The 18,999-nt window shown below is 56.6% G+C and carries 15 protein-coding genes and 1 tRNA gene; 10 read left to right on the plus strand and 6 right to left on the minus strand.

Features of this window, described 5'->3' with window-relative positions; translation table 11 throughout:
* The 4 genes from VMJ32_11590 to VMJ32_11605 all read left to right on the plus strand — a co-directional run.
* A partial coding sequence (locus VMJ32_11590) for a diguanylate cyclase (protein HTQ39664.1) occupies positions 1–1,424 on the plus strand: 1,424 nt, incomplete at its 5' end.
* Between the two features lie 251 nt (positions 1,425–1,675).
* Positions 1,676–2,311 (plus strand): superoxide dismutase, encoded by a 636-nt coding sequence (locus VMJ32_11595; GenBank protein HTQ39665.1) that lies wholly within the window; start codon positions 1,676–1,678, stop codon positions 2,309–2,311.
* Between the two features lie 389 nt (positions 2,312–2,700).
* The gene (locus VMJ32_11600) at positions 2,701–4,212 is read left to right on the plus strand and encodes a hypothetical protein (GenBank protein HTQ39666.1); all 1,512 of its coding nucleotides are present in this window, start codon (positions 2,701–2,703) and stop codon (positions 4,210–4,212) included.
* Between the two features lie 216 nt (positions 4,213–4,428).
* Positions 4,429–5,574 carry an esterase-like activity of phytase family protein gene (locus tag VMJ32_11605; protein ID HTQ39667.1) on the plus strand — a complete coding sequence of 382 codons (1,146 nt, stop codon included), beginning with the start codon at positions 4,429–4,431 and terminating at the stop codon, positions 5,572–5,574.
* 50 nt (positions 5,575–5,624) lie between these two features.
* Here VMJ32_11605 and VMJ32_11610 read toward each other — a convergent pair whose 3' ends face one another.
* Positions 5,625–5,948, minus strand: a complete 324-nt coding sequence (locus VMJ32_11610; protein HTQ39668.1) for a DUF6793 family protein — start codon at positions 5,946–5,948, stop codon at positions 5,625–5,627.
* A gap of 349 nt (positions 5,949–6,297) precedes the next feature.
* Here VMJ32_11610 and VMJ32_11615 point away from each other — a divergent pair, with 349 nt between their 5' ends.
* Positions 6,298–7,224 (plus strand): tetratricopeptide repeat protein, encoded by a 927-nt coding sequence (locus VMJ32_11615; protein ID HTQ39669.1) that lies wholly within the window; start codon positions 6,298–6,300, stop codon positions 7,222–7,224.
* 37 nt (positions 7,225–7,261) lie between these two features.
* Here the strand turns inward: VMJ32_11615 and VMJ32_11620 are convergent, their stop codons facing one another.
* Positions 7,262–8,206: a GGDEF domain-containing protein gene (locus tag VMJ32_11620; protein HTQ39670.1), complete on the minus strand. Its 945-nt coding sequence runs from the start codon at positions 8,204–8,206 to the stop codon at positions 7,262–7,264.
* A gap of 931 nt (positions 8,207–9,137) precedes the next feature.
* On the opposite strand from VMJ32_11620, the gene VMJ32_11625 reads away from it, so the two are divergent.
* A tRNA-Asp gene (locus VMJ32_11625) sits at positions 9,138–9,212 on the plus strand.
* Positions 9,213–9,221: 9 nt separating this feature from the next.
* On the opposite strand, the gene VMJ32_11630 is transcribed toward VMJ32_11625, so the two are convergent.
* Genes VMJ32_11630 through VMJ32_11645 form a run of 4 tightly spaced genes read right to left on the minus strand, consistent with a single transcriptional unit; the run spans position 9,222 to position 15,297 of the window.
* Entirely contained in the window at positions 9,222–9,668 is a 447-nt protein-coding gene (locus VMJ32_11630; GenBank protein ID HTQ39671.1) for a response regulator, read from the minus strand.
* Between the two features lie 10 nt (positions 9,669–9,678).
* A complete protein-coding gene (locus tag VMJ32_11635; GenBank protein ID HTQ39672.1) occupies positions 9,679–10,851 on the minus strand; it encodes a hypothetical protein in 1,173 nt (390 codons plus the stop codon).
* Positions 10,852–10,889: 38 nt separating this feature from the next.
* Complete coding sequence (locus VMJ32_11640) at positions 10,890–13,775, minus strand: response regulator (protein ID HTQ39673.1); 2,886 nt, start codon at positions 13,773–13,775, stop codon at positions 10,890–10,892.
* Positions 13,768–15,297, minus strand: a complete 1,530-nt coding sequence (locus VMJ32_11645; protein ID HTQ39674.1) for a PAS domain S-box protein — start codon at positions 15,295–15,297, stop codon at positions 13,768–13,770. The genes VMJ32_11640 and VMJ32_11645 overlap by 8 nt, the downstream gene beginning before the upstream one ends.
* A 406-nt stretch (positions 15,298–15,703) precedes the next feature.
* Here VMJ32_11645 and VMJ32_11650 point away from each other — a divergent pair, with 406 nt between their 5' ends.
* From VMJ32_11650 to VMJ32_11665, 4 genes are all read left to right on the plus strand, one after another.
* Positions 15,704–16,210, plus strand: a complete 507-nt coding sequence (locus VMJ32_11650) for a chemotaxis protein CheW (GenBank protein ID HTQ39675.1) — start codon at positions 15,704–15,706, stop codon at positions 16,208–16,210.
* On the plus strand, positions 16,207–17,673 hold the full coding sequence (locus VMJ32_11655) for a CheR family methyltransferase (protein HTQ39676.1): 1,467 nt from the start codon (positions 16,207–16,209) through the stop codon (positions 17,671–17,673). The genes VMJ32_11650 and VMJ32_11655 overlap by 4 nt, the downstream gene beginning before the upstream one ends.
* A complete protein-coding gene (locus VMJ32_11660) occupies positions 17,670–18,383 on the plus strand; it encodes a chemotaxis protein CheW (GenBank protein HTQ39677.1) in 714 nt (237 codons plus the stop codon). The genes VMJ32_11655 and VMJ32_11660 overlap by 4 nt, the downstream gene beginning before the upstream one ends.
* Positions 18,380–18,999: CHASE3 domain-containing protein (locus tag VMJ32_11665; GenBank protein ID HTQ39678.1), on the plus strand; the 620-nt coding region annotated here is incomplete at its 3' end. The genes VMJ32_11660 and VMJ32_11665, both read left to right, overlap by 4 nt.

An 18,999-nucleotide genomic window follows, 5' to 3' on the forward strand; every position in this document is an offset into this window, starting at 1 on the left:
TCATTTTCCTTGGCCCTCAATTGCAGGTGATGCATTGGAATCGCGGGGCGGAACGGCTGACAGGCATCAACGGTTCCAGCATGCTCGAGCGGCTCTTTGTTCCCAGCCTGGTGAACCTGCGCGACGAACACGGCCGGAGAATTGCCGACGAGCAATGTCCCGTGGCGCAGGCCATGCACAGCGGCGTGCAGTCGTTACGGCGGCTATTGGTTCGCGGTCGTGGTGGTCGCGATTTGCCCGTCGACATGCACATGATTCCCATCGTGGGCCCTGACGGCGCGACGCAAGGCGTGACGATCCTCTTGCACGATGCTTCTGGAGAAGCGTCGCTGGAAGATCGTTGTCAACATCTATACCAACAAGCCATTCGCGATCCGCTGACGCAATTGGCCAACCGCGCCGAATTCGATCGCGCGCACGCCTTGTTTGTCGAAGCCCACCGCGAACGTCAACTACCTTGCAGCTTAATCATCTGCGATATCGACCGCTTCAAGCAAATCAACGACACCTTCGGCCATTTGGCCGGCGATGAAATCATCAAAAGCTTTGCGCAACTTTTGAAAAGCGCTTGTCACCCCGGCGATTTGGTGGCCCGCTTCGGCGGGGAGGAGTTCGTCATGCTCTGCGCCGATTGCAATAATGCTTCGGCCGCGTCACGCGCCGAACAAGTGCGGCGGGCTTTCAGCGAATTATCGCATCCTGAAATCGGCGGAAAGCCCTGCTTTGCCAGTTTCGGCGTGACCGAACTTCAAGCGGGCGATACCGCCCAAACCATGCTCCATCGCGCCGACCGCGCGCTCCTGACGGCCAAAGAAGCGGGTCGCAATTTGGTGGTTCAACTTGGCAGCGGATGGAGCAGCGAACCTACTGAGACGCGCCGCCGGTGGCGGTTTTGGCGCAAAGCCACCACCGGACCCTTGCTCGAAAAATGCCTCGTTACCAACGTGCCGCTGGACATCACCGTGGAAAAACTCCGCGGATTTGTGTCCGACCAGCAAGGTCAGGTCACGTCTATCGAAAACGAGCGGGTGGAATTGGTTTTGCAATCTGGAATGTTAGCGCCGGCCCGACGGCGAGCGGATCGTTCGGTGCCGCTGGTCGTGGAGTTGAAATTTGCTCGCGAAACCAGGCAGCCTGACTGCGAATTTGCCGGGCGAATCTTGGACCTGCCGCCGCAAACTAATATCGAAGTGATTATCAGAACCTGGCGCGGACGTGATCGTCGCTATGCCGCCGCTCTGGACCAGGCCCGGCGCGCGCTGGTCAGTTTGCGATCTTACCTGATGGCCAACGATGCCGGCGAACTTTCCGACAGTGCTGTCAGGAAGATTTTAGATGCGCTGCCGCAAGACATTGACGATTCGCCAACACAGCACGAAGCTGTCGTATCGATGCGGGACCAAGCCGCAACAAACCCTCGCTAAAGTCTTTAGCTTTGTGCGGCAGATCGGGCAATTCCCGGATCAAAACCTTCTTCGTGGTTTAGCAGGAACGCTGCTGCGAAACCCATCTCAAATCCGTTCTGAAATCGGGGCTCTATTTGCTTCCAGCCGATTGCGGGTCCAGCATCAATCGAGTATGCTGCGCAAAGATTGTCTTCTGTTTAACCAACGCGCGTGGTTTTGTTTCACGATCGCTGGCTGCTTTCGCAACACACGGAAAAGGAGATTACGCCATGGCATACACATTACCTCCCCTGCCTTATGCCTTCGACGCTTTGGAACCGTCCATCGATGCTAAAACAATGGAAATTCATCACGATAAGCATCACGCCGCTTATGTCAACAATTTGAACAAGGCGCTGGAAGGAAACGATTTGGGCAACCAGCCGGTCGAACTGCTCATCGCCAGTCTCGACAAGGTGCCCGAGGGAATTCGCACGGCGGTGCGCAATAACGGCGGTGGTCATGCGAATCATTCGATGTTCTGGCTGCTCATGGGCAAAGGCAAAGGAGGCCAACCCAAAGGCGACCTGGCCGAAGCCATTCAGAAAGATCTGATGGGCTGGGATCATTTCAAGGAGGCGTTTACGAAGGCCGCCACCACGCGCTTCGGCAGCGGCTGGGCCTGGCTGACCGTCGACAGCAAGACGGGCAAATTGGCCATTGAAAGCACGCCCAATCAAGATAGCCCCTTAATGGGCGCCGCCGCCAATGCCAGCGGTAACAAGCCAATTTTCGGCCTGGACGTGTGGGAACACGCTTATTATCTGAAGTACCAGAATCGTCGCCCGGAATATATTGACGCATTTTGGAATGTAGTCGATTGGGATGCTGTCGCCAAAAACTACGCTGCGGCGAAAAAAAGCTGAAACGGTCGTCTGTCTCGCACCCATTGGGGTTGCCGTCCGAATTGCCGCAGTCAGTGCTGCGATAGCACAAAGTTCGTTCAATCTGCCGTTGACCGTTGTGGGGGGGATGCTAGAATCCGTCCCTCGCCGTCCCAGCCAGAGGCGCATGCTAGCGAGCGAACGTCGCAGTTTGTGTTGATTGCGTGGAGTTTGTCCGTGGCCGTTGCCGAAGCTGAATAAATAGGACGGCAAGGGACGAACGCCGCCGGACGGTCACTTCAAACAAATCTTTTCAGTTTCACATCCTCAGGGAAAGAGGATTCCGCCGGTCAGCGCATTTCGACAGGGAAGTCGGAAACTGCCGGACGTGGACTCTAGTGCCCTGACCAAGTTAAAGGGTGCTTCCTGCCATGCGTGCCACATCAGGCCGGATCGTGGTGGTTGGGTTGTTAATGATCGGTGTAAGCGGCTGCTCAAGCGGTCCAAGCTGGAGCTCGTTGGCCTGGTGGCGCAAAAAGCCCGATGCCGCCGTTGCCGGTGGTGATGCTCCCAAATTTAACGCCACGGCGGCAGCGTTGCCCAGCGCGAATCAAAATCCTAACAATTCCTTGGCGGGTATTGCCAAACCTGCGGCTGTTGGTGCTACGCCAGTCGCTGCTACAGCGGTTGCCACGAATCCAGCGGCGATCAATCCCGGCGGCGCCGCTGGCCTGAGCGGTTACGGCGCCGCGCCGGCTGGTTATCAAAGCGCCATCTATCCAACGACACCGTATCCACCGGCGAAGCTGGGCGGCGCCGCGCCTGCTGTCGGCGCGCCAAGTGCTTGGAGCAACAGTGCGGTGAACCCCGGCCCTCCCGTGGGCTATGGTGTGGCAAGCGCCGTGCCAGGCGGATATACCACTGGAGCTGCAGCCCCTACTTCGCCCAGTTACGGCCCGACGGCTGGAGTTGCAAATTCCGGCGCCGTCAACCCCGCGACCGCTATGGCCAGCGTGCCCGCTTACCGGACCACTCCTGGCGCCGCAACGGCTGCTACATCGGCCAGCGCCGGCCAACCGCAATCAGGTTTTTATAATCCCACATACGACGGCGGTGGTTCAGCCAGCCGCTATGTATCGGGCGCTGCAATTCCTGCCTCGCAATCGGCGATGCCAACTGCCGGTGCACCTGCGAATGAATCAATGCAGGATTATCGAACTGCAGATGCCCGCAGCGCGATGGCCCCCGCCGTTCCACCCGCCACTGCAGCCGCTCCGACTACGAATACAACAATGGCCGCCGCGTCCACGACGTCGGCGGACGATCGTTACTCTGGCGTCGCAAATGGTGCGAGCAATGCCGCCGGCAACTTCGCGCCGCCGGCTGATCGCTACTCTGCTCCGTCAGCCGCTCCGGCTGCAGGCGGCAGTTCGTACCCCGCTGGCGGCGATCGTTACTCTCAACCCGCCGGAGAAAATCAACCGGCTGCCACAGGATATAATCAAGGCAACACTGGATACCAACCAGGCGCATCGGCCAATCCCCCCGTTGGCAACACAGGATACAATCCGCCCAACGTATACTCCCCATCTGCCGTGACGGGCAATTCAGGCAGCAGCACGGAATATCGCCCCGGCGGGACCAGCAATTACATTTCGCCCACGGGAACAACGGTTCAACCCGCCTCGGGCAGCAGCGCTCCGGCTGACAACCACTCGCAAAATGGCAGCGTGACGCCGGCCAGTTTTCAGTCGGCCCAGAGCAGCCCAGCGCCGTCGAACGTGGCGTTGGCGTCGGCTTCGTCTCCTGCTTCTTCCAACGGCGAAGTATACGGTGCTTATCAAGGCGCGGGCTCCAACGGCGAAGCTGCTCAGCCGGCCTACAGTTCGCCCAACCCGACAGCCGCCACACCCGCTTTATTGCCGGCCCACGCTGCTTGGTGAGAATCATCTTGCGATAGACGCCATTTATTTCTCCACCGCTGACGGTCGACCGCCACGGGCTGCTGTGGCGGCACGGTTTGGCCGGCAACTTCTTGACCCCCGATTGGCCCCGGTCTACCTTGAGGCTAATTCGCGACTTGTCTCGATTCTGAATTGCAGTTCGGGGAAAGCAAGATCGCAGGTTGCCAGTATTTACAGCCGGAAGTTATGCGTGGCATGGCGTTGAAATTTGAGCCGGTCGCTCTGTTTGCGATGGTTGTCGGCCATTGTCTATCGACCCAGGCGGCCGACGAGGCGAAAACACTCACACTCAACTATCGAGGCAAAGTACATCTGAGCGTGGACAAGGCTGCCGATCAAAACGGAGTCATGTTTACCATAACGGGCTTGAGCGGCATCGCCTACGGGTTCGACAATCATTATGTGTCGGTGATGGATAACTCCAACCATCTGGTGTTTCTGAAAGTCACGTTCAAGGATGACGGCACGATCGACCAATTTGCGGTGACCGGCGGCCACACGGTGCCCACCAGCCGCGATTACGAGGGCATCGCTTACACCGGCCAGGAGCGCAACAGCGTATTCCTCAGCAACGAAGCCACTCCGCCGCCGCCGGCGCTATACGAATACAGTTTGGATAAATCGGCCACGTTGCTGCAAACCGTCAAGATGCCTCCGGTGTTCATCACGCAGGTCGATAACCGGGGGCTGGAATCGCTCACCCGCCGCGCCGATGGCAAGGAAATCTGGACGGCCAACGAAGAAGCGCTGACCGCCGATGGAGTGCCTTCCACCACGACGGCCGGCAGCGTGGTGCGGCTGGTGCGTTTCGCGGTGAATGGCAACACATTGACGCCGGCCGAAGAATACGCCTACGTTTTGGAGCCCATTCACGCCGGAGTGGGCGCCCCTTTTTGCAGTGGATTGAGCGACTTGACCGTCCTGCCCGATGGCACCCTGCTTACGCTGGAGCGATCGGCCATTGAAGGCATCCCAACTTTCGAAACGCGCATTTTCCAGGTCGATTTCGGCGGCGCTACCGACGTGAGCCAAGGGGCTTTGGCTCAGGGACTCAAGGGCCAAAGCTACAAACCCGTGACAAAGAAATTGTTGTTTTCCAGCACATCCATCGGCGAGAATTTGGAAGGCCTGTGCTTGGGGCCAAAATTGCCCAACGGCAACAGCGTTTTATTGGGCGTGGTTGATAATGGTGATCCCGTCAGCAAAAACACGCTGGTCTCGTTTGAATTGGTCGATCCGGCGCCGTTGCCGATGGAAATCATCTATGCTGCCGGCGGCGGCGCGGCATTGCTATTGTTGCTCCTAGCCGCTCTCAAATTTCGACGCGCCAATGCCAGGTAAGCATTTAATTTGGCTACATTCAATGGAATGATCGAGCAAGCAATTAGCTCTTACCAGCCCATCACCATGTTCGATTCGATCACTTTTCGGGCCCGATCTAAATCTTCACCCGTTTCGTGCATGTAAATGCGGATGGCGTGCACTTTGTCGCCGTGGGCTTTGCTCAGGCAATCGCGGGCGGTGTGGCAAATATCCATGTGACCGTTGATGCCCAGTACGGATTTGGAAATGACCCAAGTGTCGCGCGGGCGTTTGGTCAAGCGCAACACTCTTTCGCCTGGGTATGCTTGATTGGCCACATGATTTGCGTCGTCATCATTGGCTGCCCAAGTGATGATGATGTGTGCGTCGGTTTCAACCTCGAATAGGGGCATAGATGAATCCTCCCGTGGGCTAGACCTACCTGAGCGCCGCGCCTGCAACGAGAAGCAATGTGGCACAGCAAGCGAAAGCGCGGCAATTCCTCAGGCCTTGTAATGCAATTTACGATGCCCGACCGAACCCGTCAATGCGGCTCAGGCAAACCCCGTGTCGGCGATGTGCGACCCGCCAAGGGACAAGCTGCTATCGCGCAGTCGGCAGCGTGGTAAAATTCATCGATTTTGCCGGCAGGCCAGCAGCAGCGGACAAATTTACACCCCTGTTTTTCGCTTGCCGCTGCTCGAGCGGGCATTTATGCTTATGTTTGGAGTACGGGCGATTTTGCGACGACAAGCGTACCATATGGCCACTGATTTTCGCCAGTTCGACGAGCACGGTTTTCCCATCGCGCCTCGGTTCCAGGATTTGAAGGTACCAGGCGAAGAAGTGCCCCGTCGGCCGAACGTTTCGGTTCGGACCAAGCGGTTGGTGTTGGTAGCCGTGCTGTTGGGAATTGTTGTCCCGGTGATATTTGGTCCGCAAATCGTTTCGGCGGTCGGGCAAGGCGTGGCCGAATGGTTTAGCAGCCGTGCCGAGCAAAAGTTTTGGCACGGCGACTATGCCGGCGCGATTTCCGACTTGGGCCATGCAATCGGCTGGAGCCCGCATTCCTGGGAACTGTATTTCCGGCGTGCTCAGTATCGCGAAAAAGTTGATGATTTGAACGGCAGCCTGGCCGATTGGAACCAGTTGCTCGGATTAACCGAATCCACCGAAGTTCTGTCGTTCGTGTATTCAGGTCGAAGTTGGATCTATGTGCGTTTGGAGCGTTATCGGGAAGCGCTCGACGACGCCACGCACGCCGTACGGCTGAGTCCCACGCCGGAAAACCTGAACACCCGCGCGTATATCCGGGCCTTGGCGAATTTGGAATTGCCCGAGGGACTGGTCGACATCAACAAAGCGTTGGAGGAGGTGGGTGAAGGCAATCCGCAGTTTCTGGACACGCGTGGTTATCTGCTGTTTTTGATGGATCGCAGCGACGACTCGCTGAAAGACCTGAAGCGGGCGATCTTGCTGTCGGAGTCTGACCGGCGAAGATTACAAACGCAGCAGTTCATGGATCCGCGTGAATGGACTCTAAGAATGAAGGAGATGGAACACAATTTGGCCGTGATGTATCACCACCGGGGGTTGGTGTACGACAAGCTAGGCCACAAGGACGATGCCGATCATGACTTGCGCCATGCCCAAGAACTGGGCTATAACCCGGCTCAGGGAGTGCTGTAGAAGTTTGCAGTCGCTTTGGCGACCGGCTGCTTCTGCCTCAGGCTTGTTGCACAACGACTGCTGCGGGTTCTTCTTCGGACGTATCGCCGACCGGGAGAATGGTTAAGCCTGTGTGGTGAAATACGTGATTTCGGCCGGCGGCTTTCGCGCTGTATAGGGCGGCATCGGCGCGGGCCAACAGTGTTTGCGGATTGTCACCGTCTGCGGCCAACGAAACCCCGCAGCTAACCGTCAGCGGCAACTGGTGTTCCACGCGCCGCCGCAAGCGTTCGGAAAATGTGGAGGCTCCTGCGAGCGTGGTTTGCGGCATGACGATCACAAATTCTTCGCCGCCATAACGCGCCACCATGTCGGTATCGCGAACATTGTCGTCCAGCAAGCGGGCCACCGCCTTGAGCATGCGATCGCCATACAAATGCCCTTGCTCGTCGTTGATTTCTTTGAAGTGATCCAGATCCAATAGCGCCACGGAAAACGGCTGCTCGTAACGGTGCATCATGTTGAACATCGATTCCAAAGTTTCGTCCAGCGCGCGGCGGTTGCTGACGCCCGTCAGCGGATCAGTGCGGACTTCGGTGAAGGTCATCAAGTTGTTCGATTGCTGGCGGATTTCGTCGTAAGCGGTGGCCAACTGTGCGGCCAATTTGAGCGTGGGTTTCAGCATGCCCTCCGCCTCGGCGCACAATTCTTGCCAGGCGGCTTCTTGTTGATCGCTGCCCAAGGACGACACGCGATCTTTGAATTTCAACACGCTGGAGTGGTGCGTGGCAATGCTCCGCCGCACGGCCACGGCGATGCGCTCCAGTTCTTTCGCCACGGCTTGCGCGCGTTTGAGTTCGCGGCGCGCTTGCACTTCGCTCGAAAGCTGTTGCTGTTCCCGTTTGCGACGCCCAACCAAGTAGCCGATCAATGCCACCGCGGCCAGGGCCACAGTGGTGGAAAGATGAAGGTTTGACCAATCGATCTCAGCTAGGAATTGCATAGGTGGGCAAAAAACGCGTTAACGAGGAAAGTAAGAGGTAATGTCCGCGGGTTCCAGGTTTTTTGGGTCGTTTCGAGTCTCTCAATATCCGGCGCCGATGAGCACCATGCAGGCGTTATGCGACAACGGAACGCCGGGCTAGGAGCCCCTTTAATAATCCGACCGCGATCCAAAACCCCGCAAGGAAAAAAAGCCAATCAATACGCCCACGATCAATACAACCAACCAGTCTCCTTTGTCGAGACGGTTTGTCCACTGCAGTGCGTGGTTGTAAAGGTCGTGCATGGCTTTGCCCCCGCGCATTTCACTTCGGTTGCGGCGCGGTCTTGCAGGACATTATGGAACGTCATGAAAGTCTACGTTATGAAAGTGCATGCGAGAAATATGCCGAAGCCGCGGGTTGCCGACGAGCGGACTAGCCGGCATTTTCGTTACCGCTGGTACAGTCGGCATGTTCCGGAGCAAGATTGGCCGATGAGAGTTGGAAGTGCGGAAATAGCGTTGATGCACACGAGGGGATTGATTGCCAAGAACAGTGCACCAGGGTGCTGGCTTGTAACGCGGATGCCTGCTGTGTTCCGGACTACATGGGCCATAGAGCAGTCGCCTGGCGGTGGTTCGTTCGCAATCCTAATGCGGCTTGCGAAAACCGGCCAATTGGCTTAAAATTGCCGCACCGTTAGGCGATTGCCGGTGAACCGTTCACCGCCAGTCGCCGTCGTGGTTTTAGGGGGTGGGCAGTGCGAAGTGGACCAGCGCGAAGTGAAGGTTGAGAAGTTGCTGCAGGGACAATTTGAACATCGCCCGACGGTCTCGGTCGAGAAAAGTGGCTTTCGATAATTCAAATTGCCCCCCCACCGAGAAGCGCCCGATTGCAAAAAGGTATTGAGAATTGATAATGGGATTTTGCCGGTAAAAGCAAAAAAGCGACGGGGGTGTAGCTCAGTTGGTTTAGAGCGCCAGCCTGTCACGTTGGAGGTCGCGGGTTCAAGTCCCGTCACCCTCGCTTTGATAACTATGTCGCGGCGCGAGTGGGGGTAGTGCTGCGCAGCGCTGAATATCGATTCCTGAACGAATTGGCGCGGGTCATGACGTTGAGCACGCTTTGGCTTAACACGTTGCCCGTCATGTTTTGCTTGCTCAAGTAATCGTCGGCGCCGGCTTCGATCAATTCGACGGCAACTTCGGGCGTGGCCATTCCCGAGACTGCAATGATCGGCACGACGGGGTCGAACTGGCGAATGCGGCGCAGGCAACTGACGCCGTTTCCCTCGGCCAATTGATGGTCGAGAATGACCAGGTCGAAACTGCCGCGCAGCCAGGCATCGACGGCTTCGTCTTCCTTGGCGGCATGTTCGATGTCGAAATGGCATTCTTTCATCGCCAAGAGGTGCAGCGAGACAATTCCCTGCTGGATGCGGTCGTCTTCGATGTGCAACACACGGATCACGTCGGAAGTCATAAAATGTCCTTTAGGAAAGGGAGAAGACACGTGCAATCCGGTCCAAAAGGCCGGACTGTTTTCGGTTGGTTTGATCTGCGGGAACCGGGGAGTCGATCACAGTTGCTAGATGATCGATATCCGGCAAGATCGGGCTATGCGGAGCATGTAGTCTCAACGCTTGACCGTGATTCATCGAATCGATTACCTTCGTGTCGTACTCCACGGTACATATCTGGCACGTGGGCAGGAAACGTTGAATTCGATCGACCGTCAAACCTTCGATTTTGGGGTTGTATCGATTAATCACAATCAAGGGCTGACGTTGCCCGATCCCATCGCAGACCATTTGGGCGCCGCGGATGGCCGCCACGGTTTGGTCCACCACGACGACAATTTGATCGGCCGTTGTCAGCGCGCGGAAGAAAAGCTCGTCGTAAGTGCAGGGCACATCCAGGACCAGCCACGACGCCAAATGTCGCGTGAGAGTCACCAATCGCATGACGGTGTCGGTATCGGCGGTCACCGATTCAATAGCTTGGTACGGGCCGGCCAGAGCGGAAAAATTTTCCGCCACCTCGGTCAAAGCTCCGCGAAGGATGAAGCTATCTACCCGTTGGATGTCAGCGACCAGGTCGGCGATGCTGTATCGCGGGGTAATATCCAGATGGTTTGCCAGGACTCCCTTTCGCAGGGCCAGCTCCATCAGAATGCAGGGCGCCCTTTGCAAGCGGGCCAAAGCGTCGGTCATGTTGATGGCAATCATGCTTCCGCCACAGCCTCCCACGGCCCCGCTGACTGCAACCAGACGGGCCAACGTGGAAATTCTGCCATGCTGCGCTTTAATGCAATTCAAGGTCTCCCCCAAATCTTCAGGGTCCACCGGAGACTGGATGACTTGCGTGGCGCCGGCCCGCATACACCTCACCACCAGAGTCGAATCGATGGCGGTGTCGACGATGGCCACGATGGGGCACCCCGCGAAGCTGCCACTTAACCGCTTCAACTCTTGCACCGCGTCGGCCGAATCGATATTCACCACGAACAGCCGGGGTTCACTTTCAGTGACCAACGCTTGTTGGATGGCGGCAGCCATGCTGGGATAATCGACATCGATGATGGCCCAGCGGTGCAGGATTTCGCGCGCCACGGGCGGCAAAACGCGGTCATCGCAGCCGATGATGTTGATTTTAAGCGAATACATGCGAATCACTGTTGGCGAAGGATTTCATGCGGGGTGGATTAGGTCAGGCAAGGCTCGGAAATTTGCCGACGTAACTCTTCCAGGAGGCGGCTGATTTCGCGATCCAGTTGCTGATATTCATCCTGCGCGGCGGTTAGGCCGCCCGATCGACCGAGCGCTTCCAAGCGAGCCGCCTGGGCGATTGCCGCGGAAGCGGCAAAGGGAATTAACGAGCCTTTTAGGTGATGCGCCAATTTTGCCAGGAGCTGGGCATCTTGGCCGTCGATAGCGCCGCGGATACTGGTCAGCAACGGCGGCGCATCTTCCAGCAGCATGGAGGCGATTTCTCGCAAAAACTCTTGGTTGCCGTTGGTAAACTCCAAAGCGGCAGCCCAATCGCAAAGCGCTACTGCGACGGGCTCGGCGGTTAAAACAGAATAAATGACCCGGCGTAGCTCCTGCGCGTGGACCGGCTTGGAGAGATACCCATCCATCCCCGCCGCCAGGCAACAATCGCGGTCGCTTTTCATCGCATGGGCTGTCATGGCAATGATCGGTGTGTGTTTGGCGGTTTCTCGCTCCTGGTTGCGGATCATCTTGGTAACTTCCAAGCCGTCGAAATCGGGCATTTGCAAATCCATCAAGATTAAATCGAATGCTTGTTTCTCCCATGCATCCAGCGCCTCTTGTCCAGTGCCCGCTACGGTTACCCGATGCCCCTCGTCCTCAAGCATCCGGACGGCTACTTTCCGATTGATTCGGTTGTCTTCGGCCAGCAAGATCTGTAGATTTCTGGACGATGATTCGGGCTCTGATGCCTGCTGATCGAAGCATGAAGTGGACGACGGGTGGCTGAACTGGGGAAGACTCTCTGATGAATTCGAACCTTGACGCAGGGCATCATGAATCGCATCCCACAAGTCGGCCTGATGGATCGGTTTGCGCAAGTACGTGGATACTCCGAGAGCTTGGCAACGCTGAACGTCTTCCGAGTTTAGGTCGGAACTGAGCATCATGATGGTGGGACAGACGAGGCTGAGCTGTGTGCGCATTTTTTCGATGAGCACAAGCCCGTCCATATCATGAATCAATGAATCGACCAAAATTAGGCGAACGGGATTGTTCCGCGCGGCGGCATTTCTGGCCACGATGACTGCCTCGCAAACGGTCGAGGCCACCAAGGGGCTCATTTGGCCGTTGCCAAGCATGCTTTGAAGCATGCGCCGGCTGGTGGGATTGTCGTCGACCACCAACACCGGCAGGCCGACCAGATTCAGCGGCGCTGCTGACCCGGATTGTTCTTCGCCAATCTGCGCAATCGGAAAGCGGGCCGTGAAATGGAACACACTTCCCTGATTGGGTTGGCTTTCCACCCAGATTTGCCCCCCCATCAGCTCGACTAAGCGTGCGGAAATGGTTAATCCCAGCCCGGTCCCACCAAATCGACGTGTCATGGACCCATCGGCCTGGGTGAAGGCGTTGAAAATCAATTGTTGTTTTTCCGGAGCAATGCCAATGCCGGTATCCGTCACCAAAAAATGCAGCAGGCATTCCTGCTCGTTGACTTCCGTCGATTCGTCCAATTGTACCCGTAAAGTAACGGTTCCTTTCTCGGTGAATTTAATCGCATTGCCCACCAAGTTCACGATCACTTGCCGCAGGCGATCGGGATCGCCCACCACCCAGGTTGGCACCGTCGGCGCGGCCTGGTAGTCCAGCTCCAGGTTCTTTTGGCGGGCCCAGAGCGCAAGAATATGCAAAAAGTTTCGCAGTTTATCGGGCAGATCGAAGGTGGTGGTCGCCAATTCCAGTTTTCCGGCTTCGATTTTGGAAAAGTCGAGTACGTCGTTGATCACGGTCAATAGGCTTTCGGCGCACTCGTTGATGGTTTCAAAAGCGTCTCGCTGTTCGGCATTCAGCGGCATGGCCAAGGCCAGCTCGGACATGCCGATGATGCCGTTCATGGGCGTGCGAATTTCATGGCTCATGTTGGCCAAGAAGTCGCTTTTGGCGCGACTGGCTAACTCCGCGGTTTGCTTGGCGCTGCGCAATTCTTCCTCCGCCCGCTTGCGCTGCGTGATGTCGTTGGCAATGCACAGGTATCCGCTGATGCGTCCTTGAGAATTTCTCAGCGCGGTTGTGGAGACAAGCACCGGAAACCGGGAGCCGTCTTTGTGGACATAGGTCCATTCGCGCTCCTCCGGCTGGCCGAACTTCGGCTTGATAATCAGGACTTCAAACGTTGGATCAAGCGTGCGGCCGAGTTCCATGGAGATTTCTCGGGCTTGCAGAGCCAATTCGTCGGGAACGTGAATTGCTTCGAGCGAATTCTTGCCAACCATTTCGTCCGCTGTATAGCCCAGCATGCGTTCGGCGGCCTTGTTGAAGACGGAAATAACGCCGTTGGAGGTCGTCGAAATGATGCTGCGATCGGCACTGTCGAGGATCGCTTGCTGCAAGGTGAGGGTTTCACGCAGCACATACTCGGCCCGTTGGCTTTCCGTGCGGGTAATGGCGTACCCGATGGCGCGACGGAGCGCCACCGGCCGGAGATCGGCTTTGCTTAAGAAATCCTGGGCGCCGGCATGGATGCAAGACAAAGCCAGTTGCTCGTCGTCGTCGGTACCTGTTAGCACCACGACGGGAACGTCGCTGGCCAAATCACGAATGGCCCGCACGCTGGCCAAACCCGATGCATCGGGGAGTCGCAAATCCAGCAGTACTGCGTCCAGATGGTTTGCTTGCAACTTTTGTTCCGCCAACGCAAGTTTTCCAGCATGCACGAATTGGTAGGCATCAGGGGCGGCCTGTTGCAGCAATTCCTCGACCAAATCTGCATCCGCCGGATTATCTTCCACGATCATGAGAATTCGTTTCGCTGGAGAGTTACCATCCAGGGATTCGTTTCTCCGAGGCATCACCAGACCAGGAATGGAATCATCCATTGCCAGCTCCTTGTGCAGGCAGCGTAAAGAAAAAGGTGCTTCCTACGTTGAGTTCGGATTCGAAGCCAATTTGTCCTCCATGCCGTTGGACAATTTGCTTGGCTAACGCCAATCCGATGCCGTTGCCTTCATACTTACTTCGTTCGTGCAACCGTTGAAACATCTGAAAGATCGAGTCGGAGTATTGCTTCTCAATCCCGATGCCGTTGTCTTCCACCGATACGCGCCACTGATGTCCTTCCTGCCGAGCCGCGATCCGTATGCGGGGAGTGCGGTCGGAGCGAAACTTGATCGCGTTGCTGATCAGGTTTTGAAATAATTGACGCAACTGCACAGGGTCGCCGAATAACGTGGGCAAAGGGTCCCTGGTGATTACGGCGCCGCTCTCTTCGAGCAGGGCCTGTAAGCCTTCGAGAACTTGTTTCAGCGTCAGGTTCAAGTCGGTGGAAACGAAAGGCTTATCCTGGATATTGATTCGAGAATAGGCCAGCAAGTCCGCGATCAATTCCTGCATTCGCTTTCCTCCCCCGACGATGTAACCGATGTACTTTTCGGCTTTATGGTCGAGTTTGGGCCCGATGTACTCCTTCAATAACTCGGTGTATCTGACGATCATACGCAGCGGTTCTTGAAGGTCGTGGGAGGCCACGCCGGCGAATTCCTGCAGCGCGCTGTTCGACCGCTGCAGTTCCTGAGTATGCCGGGCCGCGGCGGCTTCGATTTTCTTTCGATGAGTGAGGTCCACAATTCCACAAAGCACGACAAACCCTCGTGGGCTGTGGACCGGATTCAAATTTACTTCGACGGGAAACTCGGTCCCATTTTTATGCAAGCCGTACAGGTTGCGTCCAACTCCCATCATGCGGGATTCAGGCTGGGCTAGATAGGCATTTCGATAAGTGGCATGAGCGGCTCGATAGCGCTCCGGAATCAGCCGATCGATCGATTGGCCAATCAATTCTTCCCGGCTGTAACCGAATAATTTTTCCAGGGCGGCGTTGACGAGCACGATCAAACCGTTCTGATCGACCATGGCCATCGCGCTGGGCGAAGCTTCCACCGCGATCCGAAATGTGCCTTCGGCTGTTTTGCGCTTGGTAACGTTCCGGACAACTTTGACTCCGCCCATCACCGTTCCGTCGGAGGATTGGATCGGTGAAACGCTGCTGGAAACTTGCACCAAGCGACCGTTCTTGCAACGGCATACTGTGTCATAGTGCTTGATCGGTTCACCGTGTTTTAGCTGGGTGAGGATTTCGTCTTCCTCCCCCTGACGATCTGTGGGTAGGATAGTGCGGATATTATTTCCGATCATTTCCTCCGCCGTATAGCCAAACAGGCGTTCCGCCCCCTTGTTCCAAACGGTAACAATGCCTTGCAGAGTATTGGAAACAATGGCGTCATCGGTGGACTCAAGCAACGCCGCCAGTAGCGAGTTGTATGAGGCCGAGGGTTGATGGCCGGTTGTCAGAGGGTGTTGGGCGAAGGCGCCCGTCCCCTTTGCAATTGGTGCCGAAATCATTTTGCCCCTTTTTGCAGCCGCGCGATTTCTCGCCACCTCCCAATTCATTGCCATGAGGACACTACCTAACCGAGGTACTCGTGTCGATAGCCAACCCTACTGCACGATTTGCGAAGTTCAAACGCGGACTCCCGCAAACCTGGGAGCAAATATAAATCGCGCGGCGTGGCCGAAAACATCAATTACGGAACTGCAATCCATCTTCAAGATTCGCAAAGTGTGGCCAACGGTTTGCGGCAATCCGCAAATTGGCCACGCATCCGTGTGCAACCTATGCTCCCGTTGGAGTGCGTCCAAAACAGCGCTCGACGTTGGGGCAGGATTCTAACGAGCGGTGGCCCACCATGCCGCGCGCAGTGTTCCTCCCTTTGAGACGAAGCAGAATGAGATTCACCGCGGGTGTCACATGCCATCGCACTTGGATCGACGCTATCTCGTGTTTCGCCTGAACGATCAGGCGTACGTCCTTCCCACTCCTGCAGTCGAAGAGATTGTTTCGATGGCTGAGTTGACACGACCGCCATGCGCGCCGTCGCTGCTGGCGGGTTTTCTCAATTTCGGCGGCGATCCCGTGGCGGTTATCGACCTGCGGCATCTGTTCGAATTACCTCCCTGTGAGCCCGACTTATACACGCCATTGATCGTGCTCAAGTGCGAAGCACCGCGGATCGCGCTGCAGGTGGACGCGGTATCGCAAATCATTGGCGAAAGCGATGGGAAAATGATGCCCCTGGGCGACCGGTGCTGCCTCAATGACACTGCGACCGCCACGCTGGAAGTGGAAGGCAAGAAGGCGCTCCTGTTGTCGCCGGAACGGCTGCTGATCGATGCGGAACGCCAAAGGCTGACCCAATTGCAGCAGCTAGAACGCCAACGCTTGGCAACTTTGCAGGAGACGGTTTCGTGCTCATGACGGTAATCACCCCAAGCTCGCTGGTGCAGAGTCCGGAATTTTCGTCGCTAAGCGATCACGTCATTGGCGCGACCGGATTGTGCTATTTCCGCGATCATCAGGAATCGCTGGCCGTTTGCCTGGCCGAACGGATGTGCAAGCGCGGCTTGTCCGAGTGCGGCCCGTATCTTGAGTTATTGCGTGAGAATCAGGATGCAAACGCAGAATTGGACAGCTTGGTTGAACTTTTGACGATTGGCGAAACCTACTTTTTCCGCCATCAGGAACTCTTCGAGGCTTTAAAGACAACCGTCTTTCCGGAAATCATTCGAAAAAATGAGAACGTGCGGCGCATGCGAATTTGGAGCGCGGGCTGTTCGTTCGGCGCGGAAGCATATTCGCTTTCGATTTTGCTGCGGCGAGAATTAGGCGGCCGGCTGCAGGGATGGGATGTTTCCATTCTCGGAACGGACATCAATCGCAAGTTCTTGGCGCGGGCCGCTCATGGATGCTTTGAAGATTGGGCTTTGCGAGAAATTTCGGACGAGTTGCGGGCGGCTTGTTTTCGCCGTGAAGGAAAACTGTGGCGGATCGATCCGCGTTACCAGGATGGGGTGTCGTTTCAATATCACAATTTGGCCCGGCACCCGTTTCCATCGTTGGTGCACAATCTTTTCGCCTTCGATCTAATTCTGTGCCGGAACGTGCTGATTTACTTCGGTCTGGAAGTGTCGCGCCGCGTGGCCGACCAGGCACACCATTCTTTGGTCGAGGGCGGATGGCTGGCGGTAGGGCCCGCCGAATACAGTGTGGAACTGTTTCGCCATTTTGAAACGGTATCGATCCCGCAGGTCGCCTTCTATCGTCGGCGGGAAGGGAGCGACCATCGGCTAATCGAGACGGGGGAAAACGAGAAAATCATCACCGAACGATTCGATCTCCCATCCGCAGGGTTTCTCCCAAGCAGCTTGTTCCCGCGGCCGCCGGAGAGCGTCGGCAAGCAAGCCCAGCCGCTGGTAAAAACCGAGAACACCAGACAGCTTTTGACCGCGAAAACCGCAGCACCTGCTTCAGGGCCATCCCCCAACACCGAGCTGCTTCACCTCCGGCAACTTGCCGACCGTGGCGAAATTGGCACTGCCTTGAAACTTTGTCAGCAGTTGCTTGTCGCTAACCGCATGGATCCCGTCTGCCATTTTTACTATGGGTTGTTGTTGGATCAGGTTGCCCCGCATGAACGCGCCGAAGAAGCTTTGCGGCGCGCCATTTATCTCGATCGTGATTTTGCCCTGGCCCACTATTACCTGGGCTTGGTGCAACTAAAGCAAAACCTGGAGGCCGATGCCATCCGCTCTTTCCGGAACGTGGTGCGCTTGCTCGACCAAAATCCCCCTGACGAACTTGTGCCCAACTCCGACGGGCTGGCGGTTGGAGAACTACAAGAGTTGGCTCATATGCACATCGAAACGCTAAACGAACCATGAATGTAACACTCGAAGAAATCAATGCGGAGCGTAAGCCGGAAGGCCCGTTGTGTCGTGACGAAAGCTCTGCCCCGGCCACCGAGAATGCAGCAGCGGCCGTGGCTAAAGAGTTTCGTCGCCGAGCGAAAATGTTGGCGCAGCGCTCCAGCCGCCGTGAGTCGAGCGGCGAAACGTGCGCCGTGCTGGCATTCAAGCTGTCGGCGGAGCGCTACGGCATCAAGCTTTCCCGCATCGTTCAGGTCTATCCTTGCGTCAATTGCTCGCCCCTTCCCGGTGCTCCGCCGGAACTATTGGGCGTTGTCAATATCCGAGGCCGCATTTACTCCGTGCTCGATCTGGCGCAAATGATGGGATTATCCAAGTCCGACGACCTACAGCGCGGAGCCATCGTGTTGGCTCGGCACGCCGGAATCGAAGTCGGACTGCGAGTCGACGAAGTGGAGCAAATCGAGCTGTTTTCGCTGGATCAGTTGATTGCGACCAGCGACGATCTGGCCGCTTTGTCTACAGCGTATGTGCAGAGACGAACCGCCAATGGGCTGGCCGTGCTGAATCTGGCGGCGGTTTTTTCGCATCCTGTGTTCTTCGCCGGTGGTCGGACCGGTATGCGGACCACGTCAAACGTCAATGTCAAGTCCGACGCAGCGCACTCACCGCCGCCGCCGGAGCAATTCCTTCACCATTCCTTTCCTGGAGATGTATCCGTATGAAATTCACCATTGGAGTGAAAATTTTGCTGGGCTTTGGCTTGGCGCTGTTGATTTTGATCGTTGTCGAGGCCGTTTCGTATCGTAGCACCGTCGCGCTGATCGACAATGCCGATTGGGTGGCACATACCTATCGCGTGATTGGAAAAGTGGAAAGCCTGATTGCCGAAACGAACAATGCGGAGGCAGGCCGTGATGGCTATCTACTGACGGGGCGCGAAACGTATCTGGAGCCCTACCAGCAGGCAAAGAGGACCGTTGACTCCACGCTGGGAGAGGTGCGGAGCTTAACTGCGGATAATCCACACCAGCAGCAGCGCCTGGACCAGCTTACGCCGCTGTTGGCTAATCGGCTAGCACTGTTGCAAGAAACAATTGACGTGCGCCGGGAGAAAGGAGCCGATACAGCGATGCAGTTAGTGCTCAACGATCAAGGCAAGAACATGATGGGTGAAATCCGCAAGATTATTGACCAAATGGAAGGCGAAGAAACCGATCTGCTCAAACAGCGCACCGACGAGGCCAAAGCCAGCGCTCAGGCCACCACGTCGACCATTCTGTATGGGACCCTCGTGGCGTCGATGTTAGTGGGCCTGGTAGGGGTTCTCATCCAGCGCTC

The sequence above is a fragment of the Pirellulales bacterium genome (genome assembly GCA_035499655.1).
Lineage (GTDB): Bacteria > Planctomycetota > Planctomycetia > Pirellulales > JADZDJ01 > DATJYL01.

Coding starts and splice junctions, on each gene's coding strand:
- VMJ32_11595 (HTQ39665.1), top strand. CDS start 1,676: ATGGCATACACATTACCTCCCCTGCCTTATGCCTTCGACGCTTTGGAA.
- VMJ32_11600 (HTQ39666.1), top strand. CDS start 2,701: ATGCGTGCCACATCAGGCCGGATCGTGGTGGTTGGGTTGTTAATGATC.
- VMJ32_11605 (HTQ39667.1), top strand. CDS start 4,429: ATGGCGTTGAAATTTGAGCCGGTCGCTCTGTTTGCGATGGTTGTCGGC.
- VMJ32_11610 (HTQ39668.1), bottom strand. CDS start 5,948: ATGCCCCTATTCGAGGTTGAAACCGACGCACACATCATCATCACTTGG.
- VMJ32_11615 (HTQ39669.1), top strand. CDS start 6,298: ATGGCCACTGATTTTCGCCAGTTCGACGAGCACGGTTTTCCCATCGCG.
- VMJ32_11620 (HTQ39670.1), bottom strand. CDS start 8,206: ATGCAATTCCTAGCTGAGATCGATTGGTCAAACCTTCATCTTTCCACC.
- VMJ32_11630 (HTQ39671.1), bottom strand. CDS start 9,668: ATGACTTCCGACGTGATCCGTGTGTTGCACATCGAAGACGACCGCATC.
- VMJ32_11635 (HTQ39672.1), bottom strand. CDS start 10,851: ATGTATTCGCTTAAAATCAACATCATCGGCTGCGATGACCGCGTTTTG.
- VMJ32_11640 (HTQ39673.1), bottom strand. CDS start 13,775: ATGGATGATTCCATTCCTGGTCTGGTGATGCCTCGGAGAAACGAATCC.
- VMJ32_11645 (HTQ39674.1), bottom strand. CDS start 15,297: ATGATTTCGGCACCAATTGCAAAGGGGACGGGCGCCTTCGCCCAACAC.
- VMJ32_11650 (HTQ39675.1), top strand. CDS start 15,704: ATGCCATCGCACTTGGATCGACGCTATCTCGTGTTTCGCCTGAACGAT.
- VMJ32_11655 (HTQ39676.1), top strand. CDS start 16,207: ATGACGGTAATCACCCCAAGCTCGCTGGTGCAGAGTCCGGAATTTTCG.
- VMJ32_11660 (HTQ39677.1), top strand. CDS start 17,670: ATGAATGTAACACTCGAAGAAATCAATGCGGAGCGTAAGCCGGAAGGC.